At 68.0% G+C, this 14,685-nt stretch carries 13 protein-coding genes and 1 pseudogene; 9 read left to right on the plus strand and 5 right to left on the minus strand.

The annotated features are described in order from the left end of the window. Window positions 1-47: 47 nt before the first annotated feature. Window positions 48-485, plus strand: a complete 438-nt coding sequence (locus BEMPMBAN_RS13460) for an Rv0313 family protein (RefSeq protein WP_159230887.1) — start codon at window positions 48-50, stop codon at window positions 483-485. 19 nt (window positions 486-504) lie between these two features. On the opposite strand, the pseudogene BEMPMBAN_RS13465 reads toward BEMPMBAN_RS13460, so the two are convergent. Further along, window positions 505-800, minus strand: a pseudogene (locus BEMPMBAN_RS13465) (cytochrome P450); the annotation flags it as partial. Between the two features lie 288 nt (window positions 801-1,088). Here BEMPMBAN_RS13465 and BEMPMBAN_RS13470 point away from each other — a divergent pair. Genes BEMPMBAN_RS13470 through BEMPMBAN_RS13490 form a run of 5 tightly spaced genes read left to right on the plus strand, consistent with a single transcriptional unit; the run spans window position 1,089 to window position 5,560 of the window. Further along, complete coding sequence (locus BEMPMBAN_RS13470) at window positions 1,089-1,517, plus strand: MmpS family transport accessory protein (RefSeq protein WP_159230888.1); 429 nt, start codon at window positions 1,089-1,091, stop codon at window positions 1,515-1,517. Continuing rightward, a complete protein-coding gene (locus tag BEMPMBAN_RS13475; protein WP_159230889.1) occupies window positions 1,514-4,420 on the plus strand; it encodes an MMPL/RND family transporter in 2,907 nt (968 codons plus the stop codon). Before BEMPMBAN_RS13470 ends, BEMPMBAN_RS13475 begins: the two co-directional genes overlap by 4 nt. Continuing rightward, window positions 4,417-4,746, plus strand: coding sequence for a DUF732 domain-containing protein (locus BEMPMBAN_RS13480; RefSeq protein WP_159230890.1), 330 nt, complete (start codon window positions 4,417-4,419; stop codon window positions 4,744-4,746). Before BEMPMBAN_RS13475 ends, BEMPMBAN_RS13480 begins: the two co-directional genes overlap by 4 nt. Before the next feature lie 16 nt (window positions 4,747-4,762). After that, complete coding sequence (locus BEMPMBAN_RS13485) at window positions 4,763-5,038, plus strand: hypothetical protein (RefSeq protein WP_159230891.1); 276 nt, start codon at window positions 4,763-4,765, stop codon at window positions 5,036-5,038. A 51-nt stretch (window positions 5,039-5,089) separates the two neighbouring features. Beyond that, window positions 5,090-5,560 carry a DUF5078 domain-containing protein gene (locus tag BEMPMBAN_RS13490; RefSeq protein WP_159230892.1) on the plus strand — a complete coding sequence of 157 codons (471 nt, stop codon included), beginning with the start codon at window positions 5,090-5,092 and terminating at the stop codon, window positions 5,558-5,560. Between the two features lie 9 nt (window positions 5,561-5,569). On the opposite strand, the gene BEMPMBAN_RS13495 is transcribed toward BEMPMBAN_RS13490, so the two are convergent. Continuing rightward, window positions 5,570-6,703, minus strand: coding sequence for an acyl-CoA dehydrogenase family protein (locus tag BEMPMBAN_RS13495; protein WP_159230953.1), 1,134 nt, complete (start codon window positions 6,701-6,703; stop codon window positions 5,570-5,572). Between the two features lie 77 nt (window positions 6,704-6,780). Then, window positions 6,781-7,674, minus strand: a complete 894-nt coding sequence (locus BEMPMBAN_RS13500; protein WP_159230893.1) for a DUF7159 family protein — start codon at window positions 7,672-7,674, stop codon at window positions 6,781-6,783. 361 nt (window positions 7,675-8,035) lie between these two features. Between BEMPMBAN_RS13500 and eat the strand changes: the two genes are divergently transcribed. Genes eat through eutC form a run of 3 tightly spaced genes read left to right on the plus strand, consistent with a single transcriptional unit; the run spans window position 8,036 to window position 11,716 of the window. After that, window positions 8,036-9,475, plus strand: coding sequence for an ethanolamine permease (eat, locus tag BEMPMBAN_RS13505; protein WP_159230894.1), 1,440 nt, complete (start codon window positions 8,036-8,038; stop codon window positions 9,473-9,475). A 1-nt stretch (window position 9,476) separates the two neighbouring features. Continuing rightward, window positions 9,477-10,886, plus strand: coding sequence for an ethanolamine ammonia-lyase subunit EutB (locus BEMPMBAN_RS13510; RefSeq protein ID WP_159230895.1), 1,410 nt, complete (start codon window positions 9,477-9,479; stop codon window positions 10,884-10,886). Further along, window positions 10,883-11,716, plus strand: a complete 834-nt coding sequence (eutC, locus tag BEMPMBAN_RS13515; protein ID WP_159230896.1) for an ethanolamine ammonia-lyase subunit EutC — start codon at window positions 10,883-10,885, stop codon at window positions 11,714-11,716. Before BEMPMBAN_RS13510 ends, eutC begins: the two co-directional genes overlap by 4 nt. Here the strand turns inward: eutC and BEMPMBAN_RS13520 are convergent. After that, window positions 11,636-12,289 carry a sensor domain-containing protein gene (locus BEMPMBAN_RS13520; protein ID WP_234897444.1) on the minus strand — a complete coding sequence of 218 codons (654 nt, stop codon included), beginning with the start codon at window positions 12,287-12,289 and terminating at the stop codon, window positions 11,636-11,638. The two genes, eutC and BEMPMBAN_RS13520, sit on opposite strands and share 81 nt — an antisense overlap. After that, window positions 12,286-14,670, minus strand: coding sequence for a Tex family protein (locus tag BEMPMBAN_RS13525; protein WP_159230897.1), 2,385 nt, complete (start codon window positions 14,668-14,670; stop codon window positions 12,286-12,288). The genes BEMPMBAN_RS13520 and BEMPMBAN_RS13525 overlap by 4 nt, the downstream gene beginning before the upstream one ends. Window positions 14,671-14,685 lie beyond the last annotated feature (15 nt).

Raw genomic sequence — 14,685 nt, forward strand, 5'->3', positions numbered from 1 at the left:
GGTCACTATCCGCTGTGCTCTGGGCACAGCCGTTCAGGAGGACCACCATGAGCAGCAGTTCTTCCGGCGGGCCGTTCGGCTTCGACCCCGAGGATTTCGACCGCGTCGTCCGCGAAGCGGGGGAAGGGCTGCGTGAGGCACTCGACGGTCTCGGCAGATTCGTGAACACCTCCGGCGAACGTGCCGGCTGGTCTGTGCTGTTCGACGAGTTCACCCGGGGTGCGCGTCCCCGGACGCGGCCGGAAACCACCGGCGAGACCGGAGACGGCGTCTGGGCCGTCTACACCGTCGACGCCGACGGGGGCGCCCACATCGACCAGGTGTATCCGACCGAGTTGGACGCGCTGCGGGCGAACAAGAACAACACCGACCCCACCCGCCGCGTCAGGTTCCTGCCGTACGGCATCGCGGTCAGCGTGCTCGACGCCCCCGATGCTCCCGATACCCCGGATCCTGCCGAGGGCACCGCGTCCTCTGAGTCCTGACGAGTGCGCCTCAGCGGGCTCAGACCAGCACGCGGAGGTATTCCCAGGCGCGCACGATCGACGTCGGGGCCAGTCGGGCGGTTTGTGGTCGATGTCCCACTTCAGCCAGCGGTTGAGCAGTTCGTCGAGTGCGACCCGGCCTTCGAGGCGTGCGAGGTTGGCGCCGAGTCAGTAGTGCACACCCTTGCCGAAGGCGAGGTGGCTGATGTTGTGGCGATGGATGTCGAACGTGTCGGGATGGCGGTAGCGGCGCTCGTCGCGGTTGGCGGCTCCGAACAGCAGCAGCATCGCCGACCCGGCGGGTACGGTTCGTCCGCCGCGCGTGCTCCTCGTCGGGCTGCGGCCACGACAGTGCTGTTGGGCGACCGCTCAGCATTAGGCTGTGGCCATGTCTAGCAGCGGGCACGTCCAGCGGTCAAGGGTGGCCGCGCCGGAGTCGCGTGACCTGGCCCGCGCTGTGGTGAAACAGTTAGCAGCGCCACAATTGCTTGAGCTAACCTGTGGCTGGGTGAGAACTTAAACCGGCTAAGTTATAATCGGCAGAACATCCAGCCACGAAACCATGGGGTCGAAATTGCGCGTTGAAGGTCGGGGGCAGGAGTCGTGATCGGCGTCCTCAAACGCGTCTGGCTGCCACTGCTGATCGTGGTCGTGGTGGTCGTCGCCGGGCTGACCGTGTCGCGGATCCGGACCTTCTTCGGCTCGGAGGGCATCATCGAGACGCCACGCAACTTCGCGGACCTGCCTGAACCCTTCGACCCCAAAGAGGTCCGCTACGAGATCTCCGGAAACGGATCCTACGCCGACATCAACTACCTCGATCTCGACGCCAAGCCTCAGCGGGTCGACGGGGCGGCGCTGCCGTGGTCGCTCACGCTGAGCACCACCGAGCCGTCGGCCGCCCCCAACATCGTCGCCCAGGGAGACAGCAGCACCATCACCTGCCGGATCTACGTCGACGACGAACTCGAGGACGAGAGGACCACTGACGGCTTGAACGCCCAGACCTTCTGCTTCGTGAAGTCCGCATGAGCACCCCGGTCAGCGACGCGCCCACGGAGTCTTTCCCTCCGGCCCGGCAGCGGTCCCGCCCGTTCATCGCCAGGATGATCCGCGCGTTCGCCGTGCCCATCATGCTCGGATGGATCGCGCTGATCGTCGCGGTCAATGTCTTTGTCCCCCAACTCGAGACCGTCGGCCAGATGCAGGCCGTCTCGATGAGCCCGGACGACGCACCGTCGATGATCTCGATGAAGAAGGTCGGCGAGCTGTTCGAGGAAGGCGACTCGGACAGCTCGGTGATGATCGTCCTCGAAGGCGAGGAACCTCTCGCCGATGAGGCACACGCCTGGTACGACGAGATGGTCGACCGGCTCGAGGCCGACACCGCCCACGTCCAGTCGGTGCAGGACTTCTGGAGTGACCCGCTGACCGCATCGGGCTCTCAGAGCACCGATGGTAAAGCCGCCTACGTCCAGGTCAAGCTGGCCGGCAATCAGGGCGAGGCGCTGGCCAACGAATCGGTCGAGTCGGTCCAGAACATCGTCGACAGTCTCGAACCGCCGCCGGGGGTCACGCCCTACGTCACCGGCCCCGCGGCGCTGGCGGCCGACCAGCACATCGCCGGTGACCGCAGCATGCGCTTGATCGAGGCCACGACGTTCACGGTGATCATCGTGATGCTGCTGTTGGTGTATCGGTCGATAGTCACGGTGCTCATCACGCTGGTGATGGTCGTGCTGTCGCTGACCGCCGCTCGTGGGGTGGTGGCGTTCCTCGGCTATCACGAGATCATCGGCCTCTCCACCTTCGCCACCAACCTGTTGGTCACGCTCGCGATAGCCGCGGCGACGGATTACGCCATCTTTCTGACCGGTCGATATCAGGAAGCGCGTGAAGCGGGCGAGGACAAAGAGAGCGCGTTCTACACGATGTTCGAGAGCACCGCGCACGTGGTGCTCGGCTCGGGTCTGACGATCGCCGGCGCGACGTTCTGCCTGAGCTTCACCCGGTTGCCGTACTTCCAGACGATGGGCGTCCCGCTGGCGATCGGCATGACTGTCGTGGTGTTGGCCGGTGTGGTCCTGATGACGGCGACGATCAGCGTCGTCACCCGGTTCGGCAAGATCCTGGAGCCCAAGCGCACGATGCGTGTCCGCGGGTGGCGCAAGATCGGCGCCTCGGTGGTCCGCTGGCCCGGCCCCATCCTGGTCGGCACGATTGCGCTGTCCCTCGTCGGACTGCTCGCCCTGCCGGGCTACCGCACCAGCTACAACGACCGCAACTACCTGCCGGCCGACCTGCCCGCCAACGCGGGGTACGCCGCCGCGGACCGGCACTTCTCTCAGGCCCGGATGAACCCCGAGTTGCTGATGATCGAAAGTGACCACGACCTACGCAACTCGGCCGACTTCCTGGTGATCGACAAGATCGCCAAAGCGCTCTTCCGCGTCGAGGGCATCGCGCGGGTCCAGGCGATCACCCGCCCGGACGGCAAACCGATCAAGCACACGTCGATCCCGTTCCAGATGAGCATGCAGGGCACCACCCAGCGGCTCAACGAGAAGTACATGCAGGACCGGATGGCCGACATGCTGGTTCAGGCCGACGAGATGGCCGACACCATCACCACGATGGAGAAGATGTCGAACCTGACCGAACAGATGTCCGAGATCACCCACAGCATGGTGACGAAGATGGAGGGCATGGTCGTCGACATCGAAGAACTCCGCGACAACATCGCGAACTTCGACGACTTCTTCCGGCCGATCCGCAACTACTTCTACTGGGAACCGCACTGTTACAACATCCCGGTCTGCTGGGCGTTGCGGTCGGTGTTCGACACTCTCGACGGCATCAACGTGATGACCGACGACATCAAGGCGATCCTGCCGGACATGCAGCGCCTCGACACGCTGATGCCGCAGATGGTCGCGCTGATGCCCGAGATGATCGCCACGATGAAGACGATGCGCACGATGATGCTGACGATGTACCAGAGCCAGAAGGGTCAGCAGGATCAGATGGCGGCGATGTCCGAGGACGCCGACGCCATGGGCGAGGCGTTCGACGATTCGATGAACGACGACTCCTTCTACCTGCCGCCGGAGATCTTCGAGAACAAGGATTTCCAGCGCGGTCTGGAGCAGTTCCTGTCCCCCGACGGACACGCGGTGCGGTTCATCATCGCCCACGAGGGAGACCCGTTGACCCCCGAGGGCATCGAGAAGATCGAGGCGATCAAGACCGCCGCCAAAGAGGCCGTCAAGGGCACCCCGTTGGAGGGGTCCAAGGTGTATCTCGGCGGAACCGCGGCCACGTTCAAAGACATGCAGGACGGCAACAACTACGACCTGTTGATCGCCGGCATCTCCGCGCTGTGCCTGATCTTCATCATCATGCTGATGATCACGCGCGCCGTGGTCGCGGCCGCTGTCATCGTCGGCACCGTGGTGGTGTCACTGGGCGCGTCGTTCGGCCTGTCGATCCTGATCTGGCAGCACATCATCGGCGTCGAGCTGCACTGGATGGTGTTCGCGATGGCCGTGATCGTGCTGTTGGGCGTCGGCGCGGACTACAACCTGCTCTTGGTGTCGCGGCTCAAAGAGGAGATCCACGCCGGGGTGGGTACCGGCATCATCCGCGCGATGGGCGGCAGCGGCACCGTGGTGACCGCCGCAGGATTGGTTTTCGCGTTTACCATGATGTCGATGGCGGTCAGCGAGCTGACCGTGATCGCCCAGGTCGGCACCACGATCGGGTTGGGTCTGTTGTTCGACACACTCGTGATCCGGGCGTTCATGACCCCGTCCATCGCCGCGCTGATGGGGCCGTGGTTCTGGTGGCCGCAACGGGTGCGCACCAGACCGGTGCCCGCGCCGTGGCCGAAACCTGAACGGTTGCAAGCAGATCCAGCAGAGGGAGCGAGGCCATGAGGCGGCTACTGGTAGGAATCGCGACGCTGGCCGTGGGGCTCGGCTTCGCTGCGCCCGCAGCCGCCGACCCCGACACCGCGTTCGCCGACGAGCTGCACACATACGGCATCTACGGGCAGAAGGACTACAACGCCTGGATCGGCAAGATCACCTGCAAGCGCCTTGCCACCAACGTCGATGCGAACGCGTTCGAGGCGGCCGACTTCGTCCACAACCAGTTGGACAAGAACGCCACCACCGAGCAGGCGTGGCAGTTCCTGGCCGCGGGATTGCGCACCTACTGTCCCGACCGACTGCCCGTCCTCCAACAAGCGCAGCACAGCTGACGCAGGGAATGATCCGATGACCTTGATCAGGACCGCGGTGTCCGGTGCGGTGGCCGCGTGTGGGCTGGCCGCCGGCGTGCTGCTTTCCGGGGCAGCGAGCGCGCAACCGGCTCCGCCGCCGCCGGCTCCCGTCTACGGCGAGCAGCCCCCCGCCTGGGCGCCCCCGAAGCCCGCCGAGTCCTGGAGTGGGCAGCCCGTCGTGTGGAACTCAGCCTGGGGTGGACGGTGGGGCGTCTGGATCAACGGCGGCTTCATCATGCTGTCGTCGAACCCGGTGACGGGTGGTGGCTGATCCGATGAGTGCCGAACGATGCCAGACCAACAGATGAGGCAGGGAGTGATGATGACCGGACTGGTGAGTCGCGTCGCACGGGCGGGTCTCGGGTTCCTGGGAGCAGCGGCGGTCTGTCTGAGCCTCGCCGGCCCGGCGGCAGCCGACTCCACCGACGACTATCCGATCCCCCGGCGGATCATCCACACCACGTGTGACGTCGAGCAGTATCTGGCGGCGGTGCGGGACACCAACCCGGTGTACTACGAGCGGTACATGATGGACCGGAGCAACCGGCCCCTCGACGTCCAGCAGGCCGCGTTCGACCGCATCCACTGGTTCTTCTCGCTCGATCCGGTGGGACGTCGCCAGTACTCCGAGAACACCGCGACCAATGTCTTCTACGAGCAGGTGGCGACCCGCTGGGGCAACTGGGCGAAGATCTTCTTCAACAACAAGGGTGTCGTGGCCCGCGCCACCGACGTGTGCACGACGTATCCGCGCGGCGACATGTCGGTGTGGCACTGGCCGGTCGCGCGGTAGCCCGCCCGCTCACAGACCGAACTGGTCCTCGACGATGCCCAACCAGATCTGAGCCGCGTCGATCGCCACCTTCTCGCTGATGAAGGCGTGCTGGGTGCCGGTGTAGATGTCCCGGAACGCCCGCTCGAGGCGGCTGCCCTCGCGGATCGCCGAGGTGCCCGCGGCGAGGTGGGCCCACTCGGCACACCCCCGGGCGGTGTCGGTGGCGAACACCGCCGCCACCCGCATGTCGGCCCGCAATGTCGGGGTCAGCTCGCCGCCGTCGGCGACGACCGCCTCCGCCGTGGTGAACGCGTCGAGGACCAGCAGCCGCGCGGCCCGCCAGGCCGCGACGTGGTGCGCCAGGCCCTTCTGGAACGTGGGACGGCTGGCCAGCGCAGCCATATCGCTCATCCGGAACTTCGTCTCCGCCAGCTCGGCCACGTCGTCGAGCATGCTCTTGGCGACCCCGAGAGCCCATGCCGCATGACCCGCCGCGGTCACCGGCATCATCCCCATCCGGGTCGCCGGCGAACTGCCCCGCAGGGCCTGGCGGGTGAACAACGCGAACGTGCGGGAGTGCGGGACGAACACATCGCCGAGGGCGTAGTCGTAGGAGCCGGTGCCTTTCAGCCCCTGCACGTGCCAGCCGTCCTGGAAGGCGACCTGTGCCCGCGGGACAACCGCGACCTGCATGTCCGGGACGCCCTCACTCACCCAGCGGATCTCGCCGTCGACCATGGGGAGAAACCCCGCCGCGACGTACTCGGAATGACCGGTGCCCGACCCGAAGCTCCACGACCCGGACAGCCGGTAGCCACCGTCGACCGCGACGCCCTGCCCGTTCGGGAAGAACTGCCCGCCCATGGTGACGTGGTTGTTGTTGGCGGTGAACACCTCGGCGAAGCCGTCGTCGGGCAGGTAGGTGGCCGCGGCGAACGCGGACGGCAGGTTGGCGATCCCGACCCAACCGAACGATCCGTCCTGCCAGGCCATCTCGATCCACGTCTCGATCATCTCCGTGAACGACGGTTCGATCCCGCCCGCTGCGGTCGGGTTGAACGCCGACATCAGACCGGTGGACCACATCGCCTCGACGGTCGCGGCGGTCATCGTGCGATTTCGCTCCGATTCGGCGGCCTCGGCGCGCACCAGCTCACGCATGTCGCGTACCAGTCCGACGAGGTGGTCAGGGGCGAGGGCAACCTGAGATACCGGCGTCACGGGTCGAACGTACGCGTTCACGGCCAGGCAGTGAACACATTCACCAATTCTGTCATCTCGGCGTCAGGCGGAGGGGGCGAGACGGGCGCGGTCGGTCCGGGTGCGGGCCCGACCGCGAGCTGGGTTCCGGTCAGGTGCGGCTGTTCGGCGGGCGCCGGCTGAGCCGCCGCCACCGTCGGTTCGGGTGTTGGCACCGCCGCGGCGGGCACGGGGACATGGGTCTGTACCGGCGCATAGGTCTGCACCGGCACGGCGGCCGGCTGTTCGGAGTAGGACGGGGTGGCGGAGACGACCTTGCGCACCACCTCGGCCGCCGGGCCTGGCGGCGCCGGCACCGATTCCCACCCCGAATCGGAGGGCGCAGGGGGGTCGGCGGCGGTCCCGGCGGGCACGTCCGGGGGTGCCGCGCCGGCGGAGAGGCAGAGCGCCCCGACGACGGCTGCGGCGGCCATGCCGAGCATCGCGGAGATGGTCCTGCGCCGCGGCGCGTGCCCATGCTTTGGAACCGGTTGTGCCGCAGAGGTACTCGATGCCTCGTGGGATGTCACCAGGGCCAGGGCGGCACCGTAGGCCGGCATCAGCCGCGGCGCCAAGTCGCCAGACCGGCGACCGAGCGTCGTCGCCGTCGCCATCGGAACCGCTTCGGCGTCGCACACACCCAGGCAACCGAGCCCTGTCCGAAGCCGCAGACCCTCGCGGTGGACGTCCTCGCTCCAGGTCAGCCCGACGCGGTCGAGTTCGTAACCGCATGCCTGCGCGATGGTCTGCGCGCCGCGCGCCGCCGCGCACGCGACCTCGGCATCGGCGCCACACCGCAGGGCGTCGTGATCGAGCACGGTGCCGTCGGCGGCGTCCGCGAGCACCCAGGCGAGCTCGTCCACGGTCACAGACAGTCCCAACACTGCGCGCACGGCGACCCCTTCGAAGTCTGCAAACCGGTGTGTGCGATCTATCGAACGCCCGGAGACCGTCGTTACAGCAGGACAGGACTAGACAACCTCGCGGCAAGCCAATAGGCTCCCCGCTAAAGGTTGTCAGGACGACCTTTAGATCTCCAGCCCGGATGCTCGGCAGATTCGGCGAGAGCGTAACGCCGTAACGCGCACGCCGCGCGTCGTCGAGCGCGACGACGTCGTCGCTCCGGGCAGCCTTGCTCGTGCTCATTGCTAAAATTGTTGTGACACAACAAATTTCGGCGCAGAATGCACCCGCGGCCGGCGCCCTGTGGTGCATAGTGTGATCACTCACACCTTCGAACGGGAGTCTCATCTGATGAGTGGCGACAAGCACAGCACACGTCCCAGGCGCGGCGTCGAGGAGCACCGGGAGTCGGAAGCCTATCTACAGAAGCGGCAACTGAAGACCGGCACCGCGGGATGGTTGCTGCTGGCCAGCCTCGGCGTGGGCTACGTCATCTCCGGTGACTACTCGGGCTGGAACTTCGGGCTGGCCCAAGGCGGCTTCGGCGGCCTGGCGATCGCCGCAGTCATCATCGCCGGTATGTACCTGGCCCTGGTGCTGGGTATGGCCGAGATGTCCTCCGCGCTTCCGGCGGCCGGTGGCGGCTACACCTTCGCGCGCCGCGCCCTCGGCCCCTGGGGCGGCTTCGCCACCGGCACCGCGATCCTGATCGAGTACGCGATCGCGCCCGCGGCCATCGCCACCTTCATCGGCGCCTACGTCGAATCGCTGAACCTGTTCGGCATCACCGACGGGTGGTGGATCTACCTCGCCGCGTACGCGGTGTTCATCGGGATTCACCTCGCCGGGGTCGGCGAGGCACTGAAGGTGATGTTCGTGATCACCGGTATCGCACTGGTCGGCCTGGTCGTCTTCGCGATCTCCGCGATCGGCCAGTTCGACTCGGCCAACCTGACCAACATCGCCGTCACCGATGCCGCAGGCGCCTCAGAGTGGCTGCCGTTCGGTCTGCTGGGCATCTGGGCGGCGATCCCGTTCGCCATCTGGTTCTTTCTGGCGATCGAGGGTGTTCCGCTCGCCGCCGAGGAGGCCGCCAACCCGGAGCGCAACGTGCCCCGCGGCATCATCGCCGGAATCGCGGTCCTGTTGGTCACCTGTGTGACCGTGCTGGTGCTCGCCACCGGTGCCGGTGGAGCCGACGCGATCTCAGAGTCGGGCAATCCGCTCGTCGAGGCACTGGGCGACGGCACGATGGCCAAGGTCGTCAACTACATCGGGTTGGCAGGTCTGATCGCCAGCTTCTTCTCGATCATCTACGCCTACTCCCGCCAGCTGTTCGCGTTGTCGCGTGCCGGTTACCTGCCGACGGTGCTGTCGGTGACCAACTCCCGCAAGGCGCCGACATGGGCCCTGCTGGTGCCCGGCGTCATCGGGTTTGCGCTGTCACTGACCGGGCAGGGCGATCTGCTGCTGAACATGGCCGTGTTCGGCGCGGCGCTGAGCTACGTGCTGATGATGGTCAGCCACATCGTGCTGCGGGTGCGGGTACCCGAGATGCACCGCCCCTACCGCACCCCGGGCGGCGTCGTCACCACCGGGTTCGCCCTGGTGATCGCGGTGATCGCGGTGATCGCGACCTTCCTGGTCGACTACGTCGCCGCGGCGGGCTGCCTGGTCGTGTTCGCCGCGTTCATGGCCTATTTCGGTCTGTACAGCCGGCACCACCTGGTGGCCAACTCCCCCGACGAGGAGTTCGCCGCGCTGGCCGCCGCCGAGGACGAGTTGAGGTGAGGTGATCTACAGCCAACAGGTCTCGGGCCACACCTATCAGTTCGACGGCCTCGTCGAGGTGATGGCCAAGGCGACACCGCTGCGCTCCGGCGACGAACTCGCCGGCTGCGCAGCCGCCACCGATGCCGAACGGGCCGCTGCCGCTTGGGTTCTCGCTGATCTGCCGTTGTCGACGTTCCTCACCGAGGAGCTGGTCCCCTACGAGACCGATGACGTCACCCGGCTGATCATCGACACCCACGACCGGGAGGCGTTCTCCCCGATCTCGCATCTCACGGTCGGCGGGCTGCGGGACTGGCTGCTCGCCACGGCATCGGAACCGCAGAGTGCGCAGCACATCGCGGCGATCGCACCGGGCTTGACTCCGGAGATGGTGGCCGCGGTGTCGAAGATCATGCGCAACCAGGACCTGATCACCGTCGCGGCCGCCACCACCGTCGGCGCCGCGTTCCGGACCTCGATCGGAGTACCGGGAACCCTGGCCACCCGGCTGCAACCCAACCATCCGACCGACGATCCGCGCGGGATCGCGGCGGCCACCCTCGACGGCCTGCTGATGGGATGCGGGGACGCGGTGATCGGGATCAACCCGGCCACCGATTCCCCGGAGCACACCTCGGACCTGCTGCACCTGCTCGACGACATCAGGCAGCGCTTCGAGATCCCGATGCAGTCCTGCGTGCTGTCCCATGTCACCACCACGATGGAGCTGATCGACCGGGGCGCGCCGGTGGATCTGGTCTTCCAGTCGATCGCCGGCACCCAGGGCGCGAACACCAGCTTCGGGATCACGTTGGCGATGCTGGCGCAGGCCAACGAAGCCGGACGCTCGCTGGGCCGCGGCACCGTCGGCGACAACGTGATGTATCTCGAAACCGGGCAGGGGTCGGCGCTGTCGGCGGGCGCTCATCTCGGCGTCGGCGGCAAACCCGTGGACCAGCAGACGCTGGAGACCAGGGCGTACGCGGTCGCACGCGTGCTGGACCCGTTGCTGGTCAACACCGTGGTGGGCTTCATCGGACCGGAGTACCTCTTCGACGGCAAGCAGATCATCAGAGCGGGTCTCGAGGACCACTTCTGCGGCAAGTTGCTCGGCCTGCCCATGGGTGTCGACGTCTGCTACACCAACCACGCCGAAGCCGACCAGGACGACATGGACACCATGCTGACCCTGCTCGGTGTCGCCGGTGCGGCGTTCGTCATCACCGTCCCCGGCGCCGATGACGTGATGCTGGGCTATCAGAGCCTGTCGTTCCACGACGCGCTGTACGTACGCAAGGCGCTGGGTTTGCGGCCGGCCCCGGAGTTCGAAGCCTGGTTGGCACAGCTGGGGATGGCCGACGGCGACGGACGGGTACTGCCCGTGGACCCGGGTGGCTCGCCGCTGCTCGGGCTGGCGGCCGGACCGTGACCGGCGGGGATCGCTCGCCCGCCGAGGACGTGTGGGCGCCGCTGCGCCGCACCACACAGGCACGAATCGGGCTGGGGCGCGCAGGAAACGCGCTGCCGTCGCACCGGGTGCTCGAGTTCAAGGCCGCGCACTCAGCAGCCCGGGACGCGGTGCACATTCCGCTCGACATCGACGAATTCAGCGAAGCCGTCGCAGCGCTGGGCCTCGGGACCCCGCTGCAGGTCGGTAGCCAGGCCGACGACCGCAGTGAGTACCTGCGGCGGCCGGATCTGGGTCGCACCCCGGCCGATCTGACAGCCCTGCCCAGACCGGCCCCCGGGCAGGGAGCCGACGTCGGCATCGTGCTGGCCGACGGGCTGTCGCCACGCGCGCTGGCCGAGCACGGGGTCGGCCTGCTGGCCGCGTTGGCGGCCGAGTTCGACGGCCACTACCGGCTGGCACCGCCGGTGATCGCCACGCAGGCCCGGGTGGCGCTCGGCGACCATATCGGCGCCGCGATGGATGTCGGCACGCTCATCATGATCATCGGTGAACGGCCGGGGCTGTCGGTCGCCGACAGTCTCGGCATCTATCTGACGCATCTGCCGCGACCGGGCCGCACCGATGCCGATCGCAACTGCATCTCCAACATCCACCCGCCCGACGGTCTCGGGTACCAGCGCGCGGCGCGCACGGCGGCCGCCCTGGTGACCGGGGCGCGGCGGCTGGGTCGTTCCGGCGTCGACCTCAAAGACACCTCTCGCGCACAGTTAGGCGGTGGTGTTGGCGAGCGCGTCGATCCGCTCGAGCGCCTCGGCGGCCAGGCCGGCGACGTCGAACCCGCCGGCTGAGCCGCACGTGGTGATCTCGATCGCCGCGTTGTGTGCCGCGACGAAGGCGTTGTCACAGTTCCAGTCGAGGGCCCGCAGCGACCAGACCACACTGCCCTGCGGACTGTCGGCCGCGGCGGTGCGGACCCCGAACACGTACGTGCGCCCCTGCATCGTGGTCACGGTCACCGGGGTGTCGAGGCACGCCGCGACGGTCTGCCTCACCTTGTCGAGCGCAGCGGCAGGGTCGAAGTCGAAACGGTAGACGGCGACCATCTCCTCGACGAACACCGCGTCGTCGGTGCTCCAGTGGCCACCGTCGGTGGCGACGGGGCGATGCGCGTCGAGGAATGGCGGGTCCACCTCCTGGGCCAGGCCGCCGCACTGTTCGGGTTCGGCGGTGACGAACAGATTCCCGTCCTCGCCCAGAACCTGTGGGCTGAGCAGGTCGGCGACCTGCAACTCCGAGATGGGGGCGGCCACCGGGGCCGGTCGGGGTGTCGCATCCTCCACGCTGCGGGTGCATCCGCTCAGCGCGACGACTCCGACCATGGTCATCGCCGCCACCCGTGAGCGCCGCACCGCCTGGCTCACCGCCCGAAACCCGCGTCCCGCAACGCCTGGGCCATCGAACCTCCGGCAGAACCCGCGGGGCTGCGGTCAGTGGTGTTGTTGCGCTTGGGTTTTGCCTTCTTGGTATCACCTCGGGGGGCGGGCGTGTGCGCGGTCCGGGCACCCGCCCCGCGCGGTGGCGGGTCGTTGAGGCGCAGTGTCAGCCCGATCCGCTGGCGCTCGACGTCGACGTCGAGCACCTTGACCTTCACCACCTGACCGGACCGCACCACTTCGTGCGGATCGGAGACAAAGCGGTCGGCCATCGCCGAGACATGGACCAGGCCGTCCTGGTGGACGCCGACGTCGACGAACGCCCCGAATGCCGCCACGTTGGTGACCACACCCTCCAGCGTCATGCCCGCCTTCAGGTCGGCGATCTTCTCGACCCCGGCCGCGAACGTCGCCGTGGTGAACGCCGGGCGCGGATCGCGACCGGGCTTCTCGAGTTCGGCGAGAATGTCGGTCACCGTGGGGATACCGAAGCGGTCGTCGGCGAACTCGGCCGGCCGTAGCGCACGCAGTGCACGAGCGTCGCCGATGATCTCCGCGAGGCTGATCCCAGAGCGATCCAGGATGCGCCGGACCACCGGGTAGGCCTCGGGATGGACACCCGACGCGTCCAGCGGATCGTCCCCGTCGCGGATCCGCAGAAAACCGGCGCACTGCTCGAATGCCTTGGGGCCCAACCGGGGCACCTTCAGCAACGCGCGGCGGCTGCGGAACCGGCCAGTCTGATCGCGGTGGGCGACGATTGCCTCGGCCAGCGACTCGGTGATGCCCGACACCCGGGCCAGCAGCGGCGCCGACGCGGTGTTGAGGTCCACGCCCACCGCATTCACCGCGTCCTCGACCACGGCTCCCAGGCTGCGGGCCAGGATGCCGGACGTCACGTCGTGCTGGTACTGCCCGACCCCGATCGACTTGGGCTCGATCTTGACCAGCTCGGCCAACGGGTCCTGCAGCCGCCGCGCGATCGACACCGCCCCGCGCAGCGTGACGTCGAGGTCAGGCAGTTCGTGGGCCGCGTAGGCCGAGGCCGAGTACACCGACGCCCCGGCTTCGCTCACCATCGCCTTGGCGGGGGCCGGCGCCCCGGCGGCGCGGATATCAGCGATGAGCTCGCCTGCCAGCGCGTCGGTCTCACGCGATGCGGTGCCGTTCCCCACCGCGATCAGCTCCACCCCGTGCCGGGCGACCAGCGCGGCCAGCGTCGCCTTCGCCTGTGCCCACTGTTTCTGGGGCGGGTGGGGGTAGATCGCGCAGGTCTCGACGACCTTGCCGGTGCCGTCGACGACGGCGACCTTCACGCCGGTTCGGAAGCCGGGATCCAGGCCCAGCGTGGTGCGGTTACCCGCCGGCGCGGCGAGCAGTAGGTCCTTGAGGTTCTTGGCGAACACGGCCACGGCGTCCTCCTCGGCCCGCAACCGCAGCCGGACGCGGGCATCCACCGAGGCGGACACCGACAGCCGGGTGCGCCACGCGAAGCCGACGGTGTTGGCGAGCCATCGCACGGCGGCGCCGGACGAACCCAGATCGACCCCGAGCGCCCTCGCGATCATCGCGAGATACAGCTCGTCGCCGTCGTCGCCGCTGCCGCCGTCCAGGGTGAGGGTGAGGACCTGCTCCTTCTCACCGCGCAGCACTGCCAGCACGCGGTGTGACGGGATCGTGGCAAGCGGCTCGGCGAAATCGAAGTAGTCGCGGAACTTCTGCGACTTCTGGTGCTGCGGGCCGTTCTCGACGGCCCCCGAGGACGGTCGGGTGCGCACCGAGCCGTTCTCCCAGAACCGCTCTCGCAGCGCGCCGACGAGTTCGGCATCCTCGGCGGCACGTTCGACGATGATGTGCCGCGCACCGTCGAGCGCCGCGGCGGCGTCGGTGACGGTGCCGCCGACGAACCCGCCGGCCACGTCCTCGGGCACCTGGCTCGGGTCGGCCAGCAGCTGGTCGGCCAGCGGCTCCAGCCCGGCTTCCCTGGCGATCTGGGCCTTGGTGCGCCGCTTGGGCTTGTAGGGCAGGTAGATGTCCTCGACGCGGGCCTTGGTGTCGGCGGCCCACAGGGCGGCCTCGAGCGCCTCGCTGAGCTTTCCCTGCTCCTTGATCGAGGCCAGCACCGCGGCCCGCCGGTCGTCGAGTTCGCGCAGGTATCCGAGGCGCTCCTCGAGCGCGCGTAACTGCCCATCGTCGAGGGTGCCGGTCGCCTCCTTGCGGTAGCGGGCGATGAACGGGACCGTCGACCCCTCGTCGAGCAGCCGCACCGCCGCATCCACCTGCCGCTCCCCCACTGCCAGTTCCGCAGCGAGACGGGCGGTTACAGATTTCAGGGTGGGACCGGACTTCTCGGTGGCACTCGGGTTCACGGGCTGGACCCTACC

The organism is Mycolicibacterium austroafricanum, assembly GCF_902705885.1.
Taxonomy (GTDB): domain Bacteria; phylum Actinomycetota; class Actinomycetes; order Mycobacteriales; family Mycobacteriaceae; genus Mycobacterium; species Mycobacterium vanbaalenii_A.